The organism is Veillonella sp. AF13-2 (genome assembly GCF_003603295.1).
Lineage (GTDB): Bacteria > Bacillota > Negativicutes > Veillonellales > Veillonellaceae > Veillonella > Veillonella parvula_E.
The window spans coordinates 75,360-94,295 of record NZ_QTMT01000002.1 but is presented as its reverse complement, the minus strand read 5'-3'; the positions used below and the strand labels follow the sequence as shown (position 1 = coordinate 94,295).

The window sequence follows — 18,936 nt, the reverse complement described above, 5'->3', positions numbered from 1 at the left end:
GAGGGCTGTGTTCTTTTCTATATACACCTGTTATGAAGCGGTCCCATTGAAAATATAACTAGTGCAGTGGGGAGAAGTTGGGATGGAATTTAGTGAATAAGCGATAAGGTCCCTTACATTTTATAATGGGGCCCGAATACAACTGCATATTACTAGTATAGAAAAAATACAGCCCTCTCTTGGCTCAGTACGTCACTACGTTCCGTAAAATCGCTGCAGAGAGGGCTGTATTCTTTTCTATATACGCTAATTATGAAGATGTCCCATTGAAAATATAACTGGATAGAGGAGGGGGAAGAAATGTGGAGATGTGCCTATGGCACATCTCCTTTCTCCTACAATCAGTTGTGTAGGTGGTTTTCGTTATTATGCCTAGGTGTTTGTAGAGTTAAAGAATTAATCTATTTTGAAATATGCTTGTAAAGCCCAACAATGGGACGCCTCTATAGATAATGTTAATATAAATACGATACCCCTTTCCGAAGCGATTTTACGAAGTACTGAGCAAGGAAAGGGGTATCTTATTTATATACTAATATTATTTTGTTGTAGTCGGGCCCCATTGTGGGGCTTATACAAATGTGTAAAAGAGATTACTCTTTTTCTACCAAACCATATAGGCACAATAAGGAAAGCGCTGAACATACTAGCATTGTAATCCCCATGGGAATCCCTGTATATTCCCCACCAATACCAACTAATGGAGATACGATTCCTGCAGAGAACATGCTAGCAAAGCCAAGTACTGCAGAGGCACTTCCAGCCATTTTACCGTATTTAGCCATTGCCATAGAGAAAGAGGCAGAGCCAAATAGGGATACTGTACATACGGTAAAGAATAGAATGGCCGTTACAGGAATAAGTGGCCATTCGAAAAGCATAGCTATTAAGAATAGCAAGGAGCCGATTGTTAGTTGCCAGAGGGCAAATGTTAGTAATTGTCGAACTGTGATTACATTACTTAATCTAGCGCTTATGGCACTAGCTAAGATAATACCACAGCTATTGATACCAAAGAGATAGCTAAATTCTTGTGCAGATAGTTGGAAGATGTTTTGGTATACAAAGGATGAACCTGAGATATACGCAAAGAATCCACCAAAAGCAAAGAATTGGATTAGTGTTTGCCCAAGGAATCGCTTATCTTTAATAAGCGTAATGTAGTTCTTTGTAGCAGTTGCAACGCCACCTGTAACGCGTTTTTCTTTAGGTAAGCTTTCACGGAAGAGAAGAGATCCCGCTAATAGAATAGCAGAAAATATTGCTAAAATAACGAAGATAACGCGCCATGTAGTGAATAGTAATAATTGACCGCCGATGAGCGGAGCGATTACTGGCGCCAAACCGTTAACCATCATGAGCAATGCAAAGAGTTTAGTCAATTCTTGACCAAATGCAAAATCTCGAGCGATGGCCTTAGCAATTACAACGCCCACAGATCCTGTTAAACCTTGTAGAAAGCGTCCTAGTAAAAGTATTTCAATGCTTGGTGCATAAGCACAGATTATGCTAGAGATAACGCAAAGTAAGTTGCCTGTTATAAGAGGCAACTTGCGGCCCATAGTATCACTAATAGGACCTCCAAATAATTGACCTAATGCAACACCAAAAGTCATCACACCAATGGTCATTTGAATATTTGATGCAGATGTATTTAGTTCACTAGGCATAATTGGTAATGCTGGTAAATATAAATCTGTTGCAAGTGGTGTGATGGCTGTCAACAGACCAAGGAATACTACTAAGATGAAAGAGACCTTAGCAGAATTTTCTTGAGTCATAAAACCCTCCTATACTAAAGTGAGAAAAATAAAAGTCTGCGAATCGCACTTCGCAGACTGCATTTAATTTTTTCTATTTGATACGATGTATTTTACCATGATTGAGAAAAAATATCTATATGAAATATTGAGTTTGCTATATCTCTATTTATAGATTACAATTAGTATATTAATTATATCTAAAAATATCAATGTGTTTATTGGCGATGGGAGAATTATATGAAATATTAACTAAAAGGTTTTGTGTTAGCTGCAATAGTAGTAATCGGGACAGCTACGGTTTCATCTGTAGAAGCAATATCATTAAACCATGTTATATGTAGTATTCTCATATGTGGCAACAAAAAAGAACAGCTCGTGAAGAGCTGTTCTTTTTTTGTTACCAGTTCTTAGAAGAAAAAGTGGTGAATTTCATGGATGAAATGTTGACCGAAGAAGGAAATACAACCGTGCATTACGATGAATACAATAAAGTATTTGAATGCACTGTTCATGATAACACTTGCTTCGATTTCATGTTTTAGTTTATGAGCTTCTTCAGAGCTGATTTCTTTGTGATTTTCTAGGTATGCTTTCAAAGCAGGTCCTACGGCACCAATAGAAATCGCGATGGATTGAGGGGACAACATTTTGCCGATACCAGCTGCACCGGAGTTAACTGCTGCCAACCAGAAGCCAAGGTCTTCGAAGTTTGTAGGATCTAAGCCTTGAGCTGCGGCAATTTGGAGTGGGCCAAACAATACGTTGGAGTTTGTACCAGACCCAGTCAAGAATGCACCCAACGCACCTACGATAGGAGCGAATAGAGGGTATAAAGTACCTGTACCAGCAACCATTGCTTTTGCAATGTCTGCAGTCATACCAGAGTAAGTCATCAATTTAGCTGTCATAACAACTGTGATGATTGTAAGGTATGTGAATTTCAAGTTTTTAACTGTGCTACCCAATGTACCGAAGATTTCGCCAGCTTTTGCTTTTTGGATGAAACCACCAACAATACCAGCGATAAAAATCATAATACCAGGAGTTGCAATCCATACGAATGTGTAAGGTTTTGCACCAGCACCTTGATAAATAGGTACAGATGTTTTAATGGACGCAAGAGGACCATTAATTGCAGGGAACAATTTAGAAGTTAATAACAATAATACGAAGATTAAGATGAATGGCATTGCAGCTACAAGGCCTTCGCCACCAGAAACTTTAGGGACTTCGCCAGTTTGTTTAACTGCGTATTTAGGATCATTAGGAGGCATGATTTTTGCACAACCAATGATAACTGCCATGATAACGATGGATGCAGAAATTACGGATAATTCTGGCCCCATTACAGCGTTGATTACAGTTTCAGGAACTGCTAATGCTAAACCAGAAAGCAATGTTACAAGGAATACGCCTTTTAACGCTTTAATACCGCCACCAATAATCATAACAACAAAGAATGGAGCGATAAGGTTAAGCAAGAACAATTGTACGGAAATGAATGTACCTAAATGGCTTGGATCAAGGTTTGTTAAGGATGCCAATGTAGTTGTTGGAATCCCGATAGAACCAAATGTTGTTGGTACGGAGTTTGCAACGAGACATGCAATGATAGATTTAAGTGGGTCAAAACCTACGGCAACCATCATAGCTGCAGGAATTGCAACGGCAGTACCGAAGCCAGCCATACCTTCCATGAAGGCACCAAAGCCCCATGCAAGTAGTAATGCAAGTACACGAGTATCAGATGTTACAGAAGAAAGCATGGTTTTAATAGTTTCCATTGCTTTCGTATGTACTACCAAGTTATAAACGAAGATAGCAGCTGTAATAACTAATAGGATTGGCCAGATTGCCAATGCGGCACCTTCAAGGGCACCAGTGACCATAATAAATGGGTCAGCTTGGAATGCTGTAATAGCGATAATGAAAGAACCAATCGCAGCAACACTTGTTGCTTGCCATGCAGGTAATTTCAAGATGGATAACGCTACAATCAACCAAATGATTGGAGATAGCGCTAATAGAACGGTGATAGCACTCATTTCTAAGATCATCCTTTCAAGTAAAACAAAAATATATGCTCAACAGGACGACGTAGTTTAATCAATTTAATTGATGAATAAATCGCTATGATGTTAATTTGTAAAAGTTCAGTTAAAATAAAAGCTTACAATAAAATAACAGATATACTTATCATAAAAATTGATATAGTACATAAAATTTTTTAACCTCATAGCCTATGAGGTTAAAAACATAAGAGAGGGGACATAAACAGTGTTTATGTCCCCTTCTGTACTAACTACAAGTCCTTGTTAGGGCCATTACTAAGTTTAGGTATTAGTAGTTACCTTTGAACATTGTAGCAGGAGCTTCTGGTACATAATCGCCGAAGTAGGATTTGAAGTCTAGACCTAATTCATTGCAAAGGTCTTGAACTTCAAGCATTGTACCGTTAAGTACAGGGATGCCTTCAGCTTTAACTTTTTCAACGGATTCATGTTCTTTTTCGCCATGAGTATAGATACGATCTTGACCTTGAGCTTTAGGTGCTTCACGTAATTCTTGTAAGAATTGGGAGAAGTGTTTTTTGATTTCCGCAGGGTCACCGAAGAATTCAGGGTTGATAGCCATGAAGCCATGACAGATGTTGGATTTACCACCAACCATACATTTGTTGGAAGTACCACCTTGGGACAAGATAGAGGAGAACAACTCAGCAATCATGCCGTTACCATAACCTTTGTGACCGCCAAGAACTTCTGTAGCACCACCTAAAGGAAGGATACCGCCACCTTCATGACGGGAGATGTTGCCCAATACTTCAGCTGCATCAGTGGAAGGAACGCCGTCTTTATTAACAGCCCAGCCATCTGGAGTAGCTTTGCCCATTTTGTTGTACATTTCAAGTTTACCACGAGTTACTACTGTAGTGGAGCAATCGAAGAAGAAGTCAACTGGATCAGCTGGTACAGTCCAAGCGATAGGGTTAGAACCAAGCATAGCTTTACGAGCATATGTAGGAACCATGATTGCTTCGGAGTTTGTACAAGAGAAACCGATTAAGCCTTGGTCGGATGCCATTTTAGCATAGTAACCAGCGATACCGTAGTGGTTGGAGTTACGTACAGATACGATACCAACACCGGATTTTTTAGCTTTTTCGATAGCCATTTCCATAGCTTTATGACCCAATAATTGACCCATGCCGTCATGACCGTCGATAACTGCAGAAATTGGAGTTTCTTTTACGATTTCAGGTTTAGCATCGATTTTAATCAAGCCATTAGTGATACCTTTATGGTAACGAACCATACGTTGCATACCATGGCTTTGAATACCGAACAAGTCAGAAGTCAAAAGTACGTCTTGGATGATGTCAGCTTCTTTTTCGGAGAAACCAAATTTTTGGAAAGCGTCCATGCTCAATTTTTTTAGTGTTTCATAAGGGAATAACACAGTGTTTTTTGCGTCTGCCATCGTTAAAACCTCTTTTCAGAAAATATGTACCTGATATAGCTACTTCACATTAGATAACCATGAATTCAAAATGATTTCTTGTGAGTTCTATATCCTCTCAAATGACACTGTCAGTATAGCACAGAAACAAGTGAGATTGAATAGTCTTACAGTCTGAACGACATTACTAAATACGCATACGTACCGGTGATTTTTGTCACATAATCTATACGACACTATTAAAATGTCTGATTATACCTAAAACTATATGGTTATGACTTTTAGTAATGATTACATGATTTTTTTGAAGAATTTTGGTATTTTTATAGAACTTATTAGTATATCTGTTTAGGCATTGGACAAGAATGATAATGGATAGATATCGATAAAACTTGAAATGTTTAACTACATATATCAAAATAAATGATGAGGTCATAAATGTAATGTGATAATTGAATGCATTGATATACATAAAATAATCATTTCTAAAACCTTTTTAATTCAGAATATGTGCAAAAGGTTATACTTATACGAGTCATACTATAATATAATATAAATATACATCCTATAGTTTATACAATTTATAAGCGAGGTGCTTATCATGAAAGAATATAAATCTGTATGCCCTTACGATTGTCCTGATGCATGCGGACTCATTGTATCAGTCGATAATAATAAAGTAATATCTGTTCGAGGGGATAGAGCACATGCTTTCACAAGAGGTACACTATGCCCTAAGATGGCACATTATGAAAAAGTAATCCATTCTCCGTTGCGCTTGAAGTACCCTATGAAGCGTGTCGCTAAAAAGGGAATTGGTGAAGCTCAGTACACTCGTATTAGTTGGGATGAAGCCCTTGATGCAATTGTCAATAATTTCAAAGAAACTATTGATACTTATGGCAGTGAAAGTATTTTGCGTTACTCTTATGCAGGAACAATGGGGGTTATTCAGAGTCCTGCAGCAGATTATTTTTTTCGCCGTATTGGTGCTACAGACCAAGATCGAGGTATTTGCTCTCCTGCTAAACAAGCGGGGTTCCGGTCCGTTTATGGTGAAACATTAGGTATTAAACCACAAGAGGCGCAACATAGCGACTGTATCGTCTTGTGGGGGATAAATGCGACAGCCACAGATGTTCATATTTTACACGATGTGAACATAGCAAAAAAGAATGGTGCCCGCGTTTGGATTATCGATACTCATAAAACCTATACTTTTAGCCAAGCTCATGAGCATATTTACGTTAAACCAGGTAGTGATGGAGCGCTAGCATTAGGTATGCTCCATATCATTCATCGTGACGGTTTGGCGGATACAGATTTTATTAAGGAACATGTCCAAGGCTACGATGAGCTGGTAAAAGAGGTGTTGCTTAATTTTACGCCGGAGAAAGCATCTGATATTTGTGGTGTTTCCGTGGATCGTATGACTGAGTTCGCTCATGCATACGCTACATCAAAAGCGCCGTTTATCCGTCTCGGCAGTGGTTTGTCTCGATATGGTAATGGTGCTATGACATGCCGTGCTATTAATGCCTTGCCTGCTGTGGTTGGAGCATGGCAATATCCTGGGGGGGGATTGTTGTCGAGTGCTAGTGGTAGTAAATTTATTGGCAAAGATATGATGCAACAGGCTCATGTTCATGCGCCAGCTAAACGATTGATGCCTATGATTAAACTTGGGGAGATGCTTACAAATCCCGAAAGAGTTGGGGTCCATAGCTTATATGTGTTTTCCTCAAATCCTGCTATTACAGCACCTAATCAAAATGTGGTTCGTAAAGGTTTGATGCGTAATGACTTATTCACAATTGTGCATGAGCGTTTTTTTACGGATACCTGTAAATATGCGGATATTATTTTGCCGGCCACAACATCTGTAGAGCATGATGATATTTATAATTCTTATGGTCATTACACAATTGGTACGGGTTACAAATTGATTGATCCAGTTGGGGAGTCTCGTTCCAATTGGCAAGTTATCGCCGAGTTAGCAAAACGTATGGGGTTGGAGGATGCATTTTTTAACCTTAGTGAAAGAGAGCTTATTGAACAAATTGTGCACACTTCGAGTCGTATATCCAAGAGGGACCAAGAGTTGATTTTAAACGGTGAGCCTGTGGAGATGACGGTACCTGAAAATTATAAGATGGATTTCAAAACACCGTCTGGAAAAATTGAATTATATAATCCGCAAGATGTAGAACCATTAATTCGGTATATGCCTCCATATGGTGACAATGCACCGTTTTGGCTCATAATCGGTAATGATATTCGAATTTTGGACTCTAGCTTCTGCGAATTAGACTTTAATGATCCTGAGTTGATGAAACTTCGCATTCATCCAGAAGATGCAAAAATGTATAACATAAACGATGGTGCTGAGGTAGAAATCTATAACAATCGTGGCAGTGTAAAAATTAAAGCCTACTACGAGGATGAAGTGCAACGGGGGACTTTGGTAACGCTAGGTGTATGGTGGCAATCCCAATCGAGTGATCCTCATGTGGCAATCAATGCGCTTACCGCAGCTCGTCCCACAGATCAAGGCTGGGGTAGTACCTTCTATGATGTGCAAGTTCATATAAGAAACCTTTCATAGATAATAGTTTATTACCATATCATGAACGAATATGTATAAGATGTGTGATGTCACATGCTTTTACAGCTATATTTAAAAATTAAATCCTTTTACTTATGGGAATAACATTATACGGATATAGAATAGTGAGGATATTTTTCTTGTATACCTTAGCTCCTTTAGATTATAATGGTAATATTATTTTATTGACCTAAAGGGGGTTACATTTATGAATGGTAACGACAATCTGTCGACCCGTGCCTATTTGGCTATAGGTATGATGTTATTTGCTCTATTCTTTGGGGCAGGAAATTTGATTTTCCCAGCGGCCTTAGGGCAACATGCTGGTGATAATGTAGGTTGGGCTTTGCTCGGCTTCGTATTAACTGGTGTAGGCCTTCCACTCTTAGGTGTTGCAGCGATGGGTTACTCTTCCTGTAAAGATGTTGAAGAACTTGCAAGTCGTGTTCATCCGATTTATGGCTTGTTGTACACAATTTCTTTATACTTGAGTATTGGTCCAATGTTTGCGACGCCACGTACTGGTACTGTAGCTTATGAAATCGCAATTAAACCTTTTGCTGAAGGTTTAAGCATGAATATGGAACCAATTTTCTTGGCATTATTCTTTGGTATTTCTTTGTGGTTATCTATTAGTCCGCAAAAACTTGTTAACCGTATCGGCAATATTTTGACACCAGCTTTACTACTTGTAATTCTGTTGTTAATTGTTAAATCCTTTATTACTCCACTTGGTGGTTATGCGGTGCCACAACCGGCATATGGTGATGCGCCAACGGCTGTATTACAGGGTTTCCTAGATGGCTACAATACAATGGATGCCTTAGCTTCCGTAGTATTTGCTATTCTTGTAATCGACTTTGTTCGTCTTAGCGGTGCTACATCTCGTGCTGTGATTACAAAAACGGTAATGGAGGTAGGTGCTATTGCGGTAGGTCTTCTTGGTATTGTTTACGTATTTATCGCTAATATCGGTGCTACTAGTGTTGAACGCTTTGGTTTGTTCGAGACAGGGGCTCCTGTATTGTCCGTAAGTGCTAACTATTTGTTTGGTGAGTTCGGTCAAATCATCTTGGCTATCATCGTTTTGCTAGCTTGCTTGTCTACAAGTATTGGTCTTATCACTTCTTGCGGTACATATTTCCACAAGTTGACGCCAAAGATTAGTTACAAATTATATGTAGTAATTTTCTCTGTAGCGGCGTTTGGTCTTAGCATGTTTGGCTTGAAAACAATCATCAGTGCAGCAATTCCTGTGTTGATGCTCTTGTATCCGTTGACTATCGTAATCATCTTGTTGGCACTTCTTCATAATGTGTTTGGTGGTCGTCGTTGCGTATATGCATGGACTATGGCTTTCACAATGATCTCTGCCCTCATGACTGGTCTTGAAACTGCAGGTATTGCACCTACAGCTTTGGAACAGCTCTTTGCTCAATATATTCCATTTCAAAGTGCTGGTATGGGCTGGGTAAGCTTTGCGGTATTAGGCTTTGTTGTGGGTCTTATCCATAAAGGTCTTGCTTCCGATAATAAGTAATAAAGATAAAGGCTCTATGCTTTCATTTTGTGAGAGTATAGAGCCTTTTTATGTTTTGATTGTTGTCATATAAAATTGATTTTGTGTGTAGAAGTTTCTATAATAAGGATAAATAAGGATATAAATGATAAAAGAAGGAAGGAAATTTTATGCGTAGTACTCATTGTTTACCTAGTTATAGTTTTGGAGGTCATGATGTATTTGACGCTATTCCAAAGTTTACAAAATTATATGGCAAGTCTGTAGCTATCATCGGTGGCGAAACAGCTCTTTCTAAAGCTTTGCCACACATTCGTCCAGTGCTTGATAAAGCGGGGATTAAGGTGCTAGATATTATCCACTTTGGTGGAGAGTGTACTTTTGCTCGAGGCAAGGAAATTGCACAAATGGCATCTGTAAAAGATGCGGACTTTTTGTTTGCTGTTGGTGGTGGTAAGGCCATGGATACGGTAAAAGTAGTAGCTATAGAGTTAGATGATAAACCATTCTTTACAATTCCAACCATTGCGTCTACTTGTGCGGCAACGTCAGAAGTGGCAGCTGTATACACGGCAGATCATACTTTTGATGACGTAGCTTTTGTAAATCATCCTCCTGTGCACTGCTTTATTGATGCTGATATTCTCGTAGAAGCACCAAGCCGTTACTTGTGGGCAGGAATGGGAGATACTATTGCAAAACACTATGAAACTCATCTTTCTGCTCGCAGTCGCGAGCAAGACTATAATACTCAGTTAGGCCTTACTCTAGCTTCTATGTGTAGTGAACCAATTTTAGCACATGGTATACAAGCCTATAAAGATAGTCAAGCTAATAAACGTAGTGATGCCTTTGATACCATTGCTATGACTGTTATCTTTACTACCGGTGTTGTATCAGGTTGTGTTCCTATGGCATATAATAGCAACATGGCTCATGCTGTATGTTATGGCTGTGTTACTAATAAAGAAACAGAAGAAAATCATTTGCATGGTGAAATAGTAGCTTATGGCTTACTTATTTTGTTAACCGTTGACCAACAAATGGATGAGTTACAACGGTGGTTGCCAGTATATCGCGAATTAGGTTGGCCTACTAAACTTTCACAATTAGATCTTACTGCATCGCATATTCCTCAAATTGTTGAAAAGGCTACATCTGTTCATGATATTGATGTATCTCCATATAAAATTACAGCAGATATGTTGACTAAGGCTATTCAATATATGGAATCTCTTGATTAATATGGTTTGTAACTATTTGTGTATGTTATGTGATGAGGTTATAAATGCAAGAAATTGTAAAGGGTGGCTTATATCGTCATTTTAAAGGCATGTACTATTACGTGTTAGATGTTGCAACTCATTCGGAAACGAGTGAACAGTTCGTGGTATATCAAAAATTATATGATCAACGTGACTTATATGTACGACCACTAGATATGTTTTTGAGTGATGTGGACCATGAAAAATATCCAGATGTAAAACAAAAAGAGCGGTTTAAGCTGATGAGTGGACGCGATTAGGAGGGCCTGTGGAACAGAAGTTTTTCTTTTTCGATATCGATAATACCTTAGCTGTATGGCCTGAAGGTAAAATCCCTGAAAGTGCTCAATACAGTTTAGATGAGTTAAAGCGTCGTGGTCATCGTGTAGCCTTAGCAACTGGTCGTATTCAAGTGGATGCTAAGCGTTTCGCAGAGCAAGCAGGCCTTACTGATTTCGTAGCAGATGGTGGTCATAGTATCACTGTTAATAATGAATTGGTATCCATGATAGGTATGGATCGTGATGCATGTATTAAATATTTAGAGTATTTAGAATCACATAATATTCCTTGGGCCGTAACGGATCGTAATAAACTCGGTCGTATTACGCCGTATAAGGAAATTTTAGAGTGGCATCCAAATTGGGATGTATTTAAAACAACTGTAGACCCTAATTTTGACTTTCATAGTGTTGAAGAATTTTATAAGATTTATGTGTTTTTCAAGGAAGGAGAGGAAGAGGAGAAGGATATCGAGCATATGACACATAAGCTCATTCGTTATGGTGATGGCTGTGTTCTATATGAGCCTATGGAAAAGGCGTTGGGTATTCGTAATATGCTTGAACACTTTGGAATGCAGCCAAATCAAGCTGTTGTATTTGGTGATGGGTATAATGATCTGTCTATGTTTAGGCCTGAGTGGCTAAATATTGCTATGGGTAATGCGCGCCCTGAATTAAAGGCAAAGGCTGATTATATTACTACAGACTGTGATAAAGATGGCATTTATAATGCGTGTAAGCATTTTAAATGGATTGATTAATTATCGCTAATGCCCCTAAGCCAGGTGAAGTTTATATGAAGATTTATTTTTGTAGCTGCGGCTACAGAATTGGTGTAGTATAGTTAGTATAATGCGCTTAGTTCAATATTCATGTGTTAAAAGGAGAAGAGAAGATATGAACAATAAACGCAGATTATTTTCAACTTTACTTTGTGTAGCGGCATTGACAGCAGGTTTATTTGTTTCTGGTTGTGGCAGTGATAAAGCGGGTGGCATTGGCTCCGTAGTATCCTCCGTAGTTGATGGCGGTAGCGATGAGAAAGCAGCTGCTAAGCTTAATACACTTATTGATGCAACAAATCGCTTCAATGGTGATAATGCAACTTGGGGTCAAAACTATGCAGATAGTTTGGCTAAACTAAAGGGTGGTTTCCAAGAAGGTGCTATTGGTCGTCAACCTCACTATGATACTTTAAAAGATGCTTTGGAAAAATCTAAAAAAGAAGGTTCTACATTTAAAGAAGTTGACACAGAACGCGATAATGTATTAAATATTCTTAATGAATTAGTACCAACATTCAAAGATTTGAAAGCTTATGATGACTCTAAAGCCTATATGAATGATGGTGGTGCTAAAGGTAAAGAACTAGCAGCTAAATACGTAGCACAAGTAGAAAAATTTGATGCAGCTTATGCGAAGTTCAATGATGCTCTTAACAAAGCTAACACCGAACAAACTAAGAAACAAATCGAAAAATTGAAAAAAGACGGTAAAAAAGGCTATGCAGCAGCAATGGAATCTACGCTTCGCTTGACTACTCTTGTAGAAAATGTAGAAAAAGCTCCTAAAAATGCAGACAAACAAGCTGTAGAAAAAGAACTTAATGAAATTCAAACATTGCTTAAGAGCATAAATAATGATCGTGGAGAAGTGCTTGTTAACTCTTATAACTCTGTAGTTGGTTCTGTTCGTCAAGTACTTAACGATGCAAATGAAAACAACCTTAACGACATGATTGAGAATTTCAATAATTATATTGAGTCTTATAACAATACAACTCCAGACCAATTTGACTCTAAATAATCGAATTAACTACGTGATTATCTGAGGATTACAAAAACAGAGCTCCTTTGAAGCTCTGTTTTTTGTTGTTATTATTTATTGTTATATTATTTTTTTATATTTTTAATCTCAATAGTGCCATAATATGATATACTAAAAAAGAGCCGCTCATGGGTTGAGCGGTTTTTCTATGTAAATTTTAAATCTACACTTTAGTTAAATATAATATTAGTATTTTGGGGGACATATGAACTGGAAACGCTTGGCTTTATGCGCAATGTTGGGGATTACAGTGCTTGGTACAACTGCATGCGGTACAAACAGTGGTGAACAACCACAAGGTAACACCGTGAAAGCAGAAACTGTAGCTATGCCCAATTTTACAAACGCACCAATTACTGATGAATATGCTATCTTTGATACAAACTATGGTCAATTTAAGGTTCGTTTGTTAGGGTCTAAAGCGCCGATTACGGTCAAAAATTTTGATTATCTCGTGAAAAAAGGCTTCTATAATGGTGTGACATTTCACCGTGTTATCGAAGGCTTTATGATTCAAGGTGGAGATCCTGATGGCACAGGTGCTGGTGGCCCAGGCTATACAATTCCTGATGAATTCTCCAATGATTTACACTTCAATAAAATGGGCGTTCTAGCCATGGCTAACCGTGGTCCTAATACAGGAGGATCTCAATTTTTTATTACCTTGGGACCTACGGATTGGTTAGATAATAAACACACCATCTTTGGTACTGTAGTACAAGGCATGGATGTAGTTGAAAAAATCGGCAAGGTTAAAACCGGTCGCAATGATAAGCCAGTAGAACCAGTAATCATCAATACCATTACATTGGAGCCGATTACTGATGATGCGAAAAATGGCAAATAAGAAAAGTACTTCTCAAGAGTCTCTTTCTGGTGAATGCGCATCTACACAAGAGGTACAAGGTATAATTGTAGATTGTGATACAATCTTGAACGACGCTAGTGTTCAAGGCGATGAATCAAAAGAAATGCACTATATTTACTTAGTGCGTTGCTCTGATGATTCTTTGTATTGTGGATGGACTACAGATCTCAAACGTCGAATAGATGCTCACAATGGACATATCCCAGGCGGTGCAAAATATACGCGAGGACGTCGTCCTGTGACCTTGGTATATGCTGAAAGCTTTCACCAAAAACAAGAAGCACAACGCAGGGAATATGCTATTAAACGGATGACGAAGACTAAGAAATTGAGACTCATTAAGGGTGCAAAATAGTCCTTGATTATGGTATAATATGATGATTAATTACTACCACGGAGGTTGAAAATGAAGCGGGTTCTAGTGTCCGTAAAGAGTGTACAACGAGATATGGATGGCAAGGATACCGTAGTGGAACTGATTTCCCCAGGTACGTCACATGAAAAAGGTAATGCTCAATATGTGCGTTATGAAGAATCTAGTGTGACTGGATTGGATGGGGTTAAGACGACCATTAAAATTCATGATGATTCTATCGTGTTGCTCCGAACAGGGGCTGTCAATATGCGTCATCAATACGTCCGTGGTGAAGAACGTGAAGCCGTATATGAAACACCATATGGTGATTTACATATGGCTGTAAATACTCATGAATTAACAGTAGACTTTCATGATGGCGTAGGTCATGTTCATTTAGGATATGATATTTCCGTTGAAGGTGAATGGCAATTTTATAATCAGTTAGATATAGACGTGCGGGAGGATATAGAGCATGGACATGAAGGAAATCCTGAAATCGGGGATTGAACAGGCATTACAAGATACGATTAACAGCGGTGATTTGCCGGCTGGGGAATATCCAGAAATCGTTCTCGAAGTGCCACCTCAAAAGGAATTCGGTGATTTTTCTACAAACATCGCTATGCAATCCGCTCGTGTAGCTCGTCAAAATCCTCGAGCCATTGCTGAAGCTTTGATTAGTCATATGAATTTTGATTGGCTTGAACGTGCTGAGGTTGCCGGCGCAGGTTTTATTAATTTCTTTTTGAAATCTGATATGGTGTACGATACGTTAAAAGCCATTTTGAATGCTGGTACTGAGTATGGTGTTCAACCATTGCGTGCGCGCGATACAATTCAAGTAGAGTACGTAAGTGCAAACCCAACAGGTCCATTGCATGTTGGTCATGGTCGCGGTGCTGCGTACGGTAGTGCTCTTGTAAACTTGTTACGTGCAGCGGGTTATAATGTACAATCCGAGTACTATATCAATGATGCGGGTAATCAAATCGACAACATGGCTATTTCTATTGAGTACCGTTTCCAAGAGTTACAAGGTGCTACATTAGTATTCCCACCTAAACGCAATGAAGACGGTTCTATGCCTGAGTTCGATATTCCAGAAGGGGCTTTAGTGTTCCCTGAAAATGGCTATCGTGGCCCAGATATTATTGAAACAGCGAAAGCGATTGCAGAACGAGAAGGCTTTGATAAACTAAACGCTATGACTGAAGCTGATCGCGTAGCATTGTTCAAGGAAGAGGGCTTAAAAGAAAAATTAGCTCGCTTAGAAGAAACATTAAGAAACTTCCGCGTTACGTTCGATAATTGGTTCTCTGAACGTACAGTTCATGAAACTGATGAGATTCATCATTCCGTAGAGGCGTTAAAGGCCCTTGGCAAAGTTTATGAAAAAGACGGTGCTTTATGGTTAAAATCTACTGATTATGGTGATGATAAAGACCGCGTAGTTATCCGTGATAATGGAGTTCCTACGTATTTGGCGGCAGATATTGCATATCATCGCAATAAATATGATCGTGGCTTCAAAGAGATGATTGATATTTGGGGCGCTGACCATCATGGCTATGTATGTCGTGTAAAAGCGGCTATGGCGGCGTTTGGTTATGACCCTGATAAATTAACAGTATTGTTATTACAAATGGTAGCATTGTTCCGTGACGGACAACTTGTTAAATTGTCTAAACGTAGTGGTGATAGCGTTACATTAGATGAATTGATTGAAGAGGTTGGCGTAGATGCGTCTCGCTATTTCTTCTTGATGCGCTCCTTAGATAGCCAACTTGATTTCGATATTAACTTGGCAAAATCTCGCAGTAATGACAACCCAGTGTATTATATCCAATATGCTCATGCTCGTATTCACAGCATTTACAACCAAGTGCGTGAAGCTGGCATTGCATTTGGCGATTATAGTGAAACTGATTTCACAACACTTACAAGTGAAATGGAATTAGAATTAATTAAGAAATTAGCTGAATATCCGGAAGAGGTCGTTCAAGCTGCCGAACATCGTGCACCTCATCGTATTGCTCGTTATCTATATGATTTGGCAAGCATGTTCCATTCATTCTACCGTCAAGGTCGTATCATTGGCGTAGATCCAGCATTACAACAAGCTCGTCTTGGATTAATTACAGCGATTGCCCTCGTTCTTCGTCAAGGCTTGGGTATTTTAGGTATTTCCGCTCCGGAAAAAATGTAATAGGTGGGAGGCATCATGGCAACTAAGTATATTTTCGTAACTGGCGGCGTTGTTTCTTCTCTTGGGAAGGGAATTACAGCAGCATCTTTGGGTCGCTTACTAAAAAACCGTGGTTTCAATGTAACGATTCAAAAATTTGACCCATACATTAATATCGATCCGGGTACGATGAGCCCTTACCAACATGGTGAAGTATTTGTAACAGATGACGGCGCCGAAACTGACCTTGATTTGGGCCATTATGAACGCTTTATCGATATTAACCTTAGTAAACGTTCCAATATTACAGCTGGTAAAGTATATTGGTCTGTAATCAATAAAGAACGCAAAGGTGATTACCTAGGTAGCACTGTACAAGTGATTCCACATATTACAAATGAAATTAAACAAAATGTTTACCGTGTAGGTAAAGAGGATAATGCTGATGTAGTTATTACAGAAATCGGTGGTACCGTAGGTGATATTGAAAGCTTGCCATTCATGGAAGCCATTCGCCAAGTGAAAAAAGAGGTAGGCCGTAACGACGTACTTTATATTCACGTTACATTAGTGCCTTACATCAATGCCGCAGGCGAGTTGAAAACAAAACCTACACAACATAGTGTAAAAGAATTGCGTAGCATTGGTATTCAACCAGATATTTTGGTATGTCGTAGTGAGAAACATATCTCTGATGATATGAAAGAAAAACTTGCTTTGTTCTGCGACGTAGAACCTGAAGCAGTTATTGAAAATCAAACTTGTAGCTCTATCTATGAAGTGCCATTGATGATGCAAGATCAAGGCCTTGACGATATTGTTATCAAAAAGTTAGGCCTTGAAGATCGTCCGTGTGATATGACTGCATGGAAAGAAATGGTTCATAAGATCTTGAATCCTAATAAAGATATTACAGTTGCTATTGTTGGTAAATATGTAGCGTTGCATGATGCGTATTTATCCGTAGTTGAAGCTCTAGATCATGCTGGTATTGCTACGGGTACTAAAGTGAATATTCGTTGGATTGACTCTGAAGAACTTGATGATACATCTGTAGATCCTAAAGAGGTATTTGAAGGTGTTGAAGGTATCATCGTACCTGGTGGATTTGGTTCCCGTGGTGTAGAAGGTAAAATCCGCACAATCCAATACGCTCGTGAAAACAATATTCCATATCTTGGCCTATGCCTTGGCATGCAATCTGCAGTAATGGAATTTGCTCGTAACGTATGTGGCATGGAAGGAGCAACCTCTAGCGAATTCGATGAAAATGCTAAGTACAAAGTAATTGACTTGATGAGTGATCAAGTTGATGTAGATAAAAAAGGCGGTACAATGCGCTTAGGTATCTATCCATGCAAAGTGGAAGCCGGTACGAAAACTCACGAAGCTTATGGGGAAGATTTGATTTATGAACGTCATCGTCATCGCTATGAGTTCAACAATGAATACCGTCAACAATTGACCGATGCAGGTCTTGTGATTTCAGGTACATCTCCAGATGGCCGTCTTGTTGAAAGTATTGAAGTAAAAAATCATCCATTCTTTATTGGTACACAAGCACATCCAGAACTTAAATCTCGCCCAAATAATGCACACCCATTATTCCGTGGTTTCGTAGATGCAATCTTAAAACTTAAGAAATAGATTAAAACGATGGGATCTGTTTTATCTATTATAGGTTTATTTATATTAGCTGCACTCAAACTAGAGCAGTTTGTATATGGTAAATCGGGAAAAGAACAATCTACAACTGGTCACATAGCACGGAGAGGGCTTGCTAATATAGCGGGTTTAATAGCTTTTGATCACGCTACTGTGAACAGTAAGTCTATTGTAGTACGTAAAAAAAAGAAAGGTGCTCAGAAATGAGCATCTTTCTTCTTTTTTTGCTTACATCGAAAAAAGTTGGGAAAATATATCGATAAATTTAAAAATAACGCTTGCAATATTGAATGATATTTGTTATTATATAGACAAAGATAGATATAGATATGGTGCTAAGTACACCAATGTAAATATATTCGTTAAATATGGAACTCAAATAAGGAGGACATAACATGTCTATTATTGGTAAACAACTTCCTGAATTTACACTTGATGCTTTCAAAAAACCTGAATTGGTAAAAGTTAGCACTGCAGACGTGTTGGGTAAATGGTCTGTATTCGTATTCTATCCAGCAGACTTTACATTCGTATGCCCTACTGAGTTGGAAGACGTACAAAACTCTTATGCAGAGTTGAAAGAATTGGGTTGCGAAGTTTACTCCGTATCTTGTGACTCCGAATTCGTTCACAAAGCATGGTCTGATGCTTCTCCAAGCATCAATAAAATCGAGTACTACATGTTAGCTGACAAAAAACATGAATTGGCTGACTTCTTCGATGTATTCCAAGAAGAATCTGCTATGGCTTACCGTGGTACATTCGTAGTAGATCCAGAAGGCTTCGTGCGTACAGCAGAAATTCATGATATGGGTATCGGCCGTTCCGCTGAAGAATTGGTTCGCAAAGTACAAGCTGCTCAATTCGTAGCTAAACATGGCGATCAAGTGTGCCCTGCACGTTGGAAGCCAGGTAAAGACACTTTGAAACCAGGTCTTGATCTTGTAGGTAAAATCTAATTAAGAAACTTATACTTAAATGCTAGAGTAATCTAGATAACTCCTCAAATGACATAAACACGGGCGCGCATCGTTTTCCTGACGATACGGTAAGTCCCAATACCAGATGAACCCTCTCCAATTCATCATGGTAAACCTCATATAACAAACTACAAACTATACGCAAAAGGACTGGCCTT

General features: G+C 38.8%; 16 protein-coding genes. 13 read left to right on the top strand and 3 right to left on the bottom strand.

Going from position 1 to position 18,936, the window contains the following annotated elements:
• Positions 1-593 precede the first annotated feature (593 nt).
• The 3 genes from DWV85_RS04380 to DWV85_RS04370 form a co-directional block, all read right to left on the bottom strand.
• Entirely contained in the window at positions 594-1,781 is a 1,188-nt protein-coding gene (locus DWV85_RS04380; RefSeq protein ID WP_123138115.1) for a multidrug effflux MFS transporter, read from the bottom strand.
• A 389-nt stretch (positions 1,782-2,170) separates the two neighbouring features.
• Positions 2,171-3,808, bottom strand: a complete 1,638-nt coding sequence (locus DWV85_RS04375; protein ID WP_123138114.1) for an L-lactate permease — start codon at positions 3,806-3,808, stop codon at positions 2,171-2,173.
• 295 nt (positions 3,809-4,103) lie between these two features.
• Positions 4,104-5,243 (bottom strand): Ldh family oxidoreductase, encoded by a 1,140-nt coding sequence (locus DWV85_RS04370; RefSeq protein WP_004698291.1) that lies wholly within the window; start codon positions 5,241-5,243, stop codon positions 4,104-4,106.
• 580 nt (positions 5,244-5,823) lie between these two features.
• Between DWV85_RS04370 and DWV85_RS04365 the strand changes: the two genes are divergently transcribed.
• The 13 genes from DWV85_RS04365 to ahpC all read left to right on the top strand — a co-directional run bounded on the left by DWV85_RS04365 (position 5,824) and on the right by ahpC (position 18,757).
• Positions 5,824-7,827: a molybdopterin-dependent oxidoreductase gene (locus tag DWV85_RS04365; RefSeq protein WP_123138113.1), complete on the top strand. Its 2,004-nt coding sequence runs from the start codon at positions 5,824-5,826 to the stop codon at positions 7,825-7,827.
• Positions 7,828-8,035: 208 nt separating this feature from the next.
• Positions 8,036-9,367, top strand: a complete 1,332-nt coding sequence (gene brnQ, locus DWV85_RS04360) for a branched-chain amino acid transport system II carrier protein (protein WP_004698182.1) — start codon at positions 8,036-8,038, stop codon at positions 9,365-9,367.
• 149 nt (positions 9,368-9,516) lie between these two features.
• Entirely contained in the window at positions 9,517-10,590 is a 1,074-nt protein-coding gene (locus DWV85_RS04355; protein WP_004698178.1) for an iron-containing alcohol dehydrogenase family protein, read from the top strand.
• 44 nt (positions 10,591-10,634) lie between these two features.
• Complete coding sequence (locus DWV85_RS04350) at positions 10,635-10,871, top strand: DUF1653 domain-containing protein (protein ID WP_004698254.1); 237 nt, start codon at positions 10,635-10,637, stop codon at positions 10,869-10,871.
• An 8-nt stretch (positions 10,872-10,879) separates the two neighbouring features.
• Complete coding sequence (locus DWV85_RS04345; RefSeq protein ID WP_004698247.1) at positions 10,880-11,656, top strand: HAD family hydrolase; 777 nt, start codon at positions 10,880-10,882, stop codon at positions 11,654-11,656.
• 136 nt (positions 11,657-11,792) lie between these two features.
• On the top strand, positions 11,793-12,701 hold the full coding sequence (locus tag DWV85_RS04340) for a DUF3829 domain-containing protein (protein ID WP_004698282.1): 909 nt from the start codon (positions 11,793-11,795) through the stop codon (positions 12,699-12,701).
• 226 nt (positions 12,702-12,927) lie between these two features.
• Positions 12,928-13,569 (top strand): peptidylprolyl isomerase, encoded by a 642-nt coding sequence (locus tag DWV85_RS04335; RefSeq protein ID WP_123138112.1) that lies wholly within the window; start codon positions 12,928-12,930, stop codon positions 13,567-13,569.
• Positions 13,570-13,693: 124 nt separating this feature from the next.
• Positions 13,694-13,945, top strand: a complete 252-nt coding sequence (locus tag DWV85_RS04330; RefSeq protein ID WP_012864827.1) for a GIY-YIG nuclease family protein — start codon at positions 13,694-13,696, stop codon at positions 13,943-13,945.
• Positions 13,946-13,996: 51 nt separating this feature from the next.
• On the top strand, positions 13,997-14,455 hold the full coding sequence (locus DWV85_RS04325; RefSeq protein ID WP_004695011.1) for a DUF1934 domain-containing protein: 459 nt from the start codon (positions 13,997-13,999) through the stop codon (positions 14,453-14,455).
• A complete protein-coding gene (gene argS / locus DWV85_RS04320) occupies positions 14,421-16,154 on the top strand; it encodes an arginine--tRNA ligase (protein WP_123138111.1) in 1,734 nt (577 codons plus the stop codon). Before DWV85_RS04325 ends, argS begins: the two co-directional genes overlap by 35 nt.
• Positions 16,155-16,169: 15 nt before the next feature.
• Positions 16,170-17,780: a CTP synthase gene (locus DWV85_RS04315; protein ID WP_123138110.1), complete on the top strand. Its 1,611-nt coding sequence runs from the start codon at positions 16,170-16,172 to the stop codon at positions 17,778-17,780.
• 9 nt (positions 17,781-17,789) lie between these two features.
• Entirely contained in the window at positions 17,790-18,005 is a 216-nt protein-coding gene (locus tag DWV85_RS04310) for a hypothetical protein (protein ID WP_012864825.1), read from the top strand.
• A 188-nt stretch (positions 18,006-18,193) separates the two neighbouring features.
• A complete protein-coding gene (ahpC, locus tag DWV85_RS04305) occupies positions 18,194-18,757 on the top strand; it encodes an alkyl hydroperoxide reductase subunit C (protein WP_004695016.1) in 564 nt (187 codons plus the stop codon).
• Positions 18,758-18,936: the final 179 nt, after the last annotated feature.

Excerpts from the sequence above, each read along its gene's own strand:
- DWV85_RS04375 (WP_123138114.1), bottom strand. The coding sequence starts at position 3,808 with ATGAGTGCTATCACCGTTCTATTAGCGCTATCTCCAATCATTTGGTTG.
- argS (WP_123138111.1), top strand. The coding sequence starts at position 14,421 with ATGGACATGAAGGAAATCCTGAAATCGGGGATTGAACAGGCATTACAA.
- DWV85_RS04340 (WP_004698282.1), top strand. The coding sequence starts at position 11,793 with ATGAACAATAAACGCAGATTATTTTCAACTTTACTTTGTGTAGCGGCA.
- DWV85_RS04380 (WP_123138115.1), bottom strand. The coding sequence starts at position 1,781 with ATGACTCAAGAAAATTCTGCTAAGGTCTCTTTCATCTTAGTAGTATTC.
- DWV85_RS04325 (WP_004695011.1), top strand. The coding sequence starts at position 13,997 with ATGAAGCGGGTTCTAGTGTCCGTAAAGAGTGTACAACGAGATATGGAT.
- DWV85_RS04335 (WP_123138112.1), top strand. The coding sequence starts at position 12,928 with ATGAACTGGAAACGCTTGGCTTTATGCGCAATGTTGGGGATTACAGTG.
- DWV85_RS04355 (WP_004698178.1), top strand. The coding sequence starts at position 9,517 with ATGCGTAGTACTCATTGTTTACCTAGTTATAGTTTTGGAGGTCATGAT.
- brnQ (WP_004698182.1), top strand. The coding sequence starts at position 8,036 with ATGAATGGTAACGACAATCTGTCGACCCGTGCCTATTTGGCTATAGGT.
- DWV85_RS04350 (WP_004698254.1), top strand. The coding sequence starts at position 10,635 with ATGCAAGAAATTGTAAAGGGTGGCTTATATCGTCATTTTAAAGGCATG.
- DWV85_RS04330 (WP_012864827.1), top strand. The coding sequence starts at position 13,694 with ATGCACTATATTTACTTAGTGCGTTGCTCTGATGATTCTTTGTATTGT.
- DWV85_RS04315 (WP_123138110.1), top strand. The coding sequence starts at position 16,170 with ATGGCAACTAAGTATATTTTCGTAACTGGCGGCGTTGTTTCTTCTCTT.
- ahpC (WP_004695016.1), top strand. The coding sequence starts at position 18,194 with ATGTCTATTATTGGTAAACAACTTCCTGAATTTACACTTGATGCTTTC.
- DWV85_RS04365 (WP_123138113.1), top strand. The coding sequence starts at position 5,824 with ATGAAAGAATATAAATCTGTATGCCCTTACGATTGTCCTGATGCATGC.
- DWV85_RS04370 (WP_004698291.1), bottom strand. The coding sequence starts at position 5,243 with ATGGCAGACGCAAAAAACACTGTGTTATTCCCTTATGAAACACTAAAA.
- DWV85_RS04310 (WP_012864825.1), top strand. The coding sequence starts at position 17,790 with ATGGGATCTGTTTTATCTATTATAGGTTTATTTATATTAGCTGCACTC.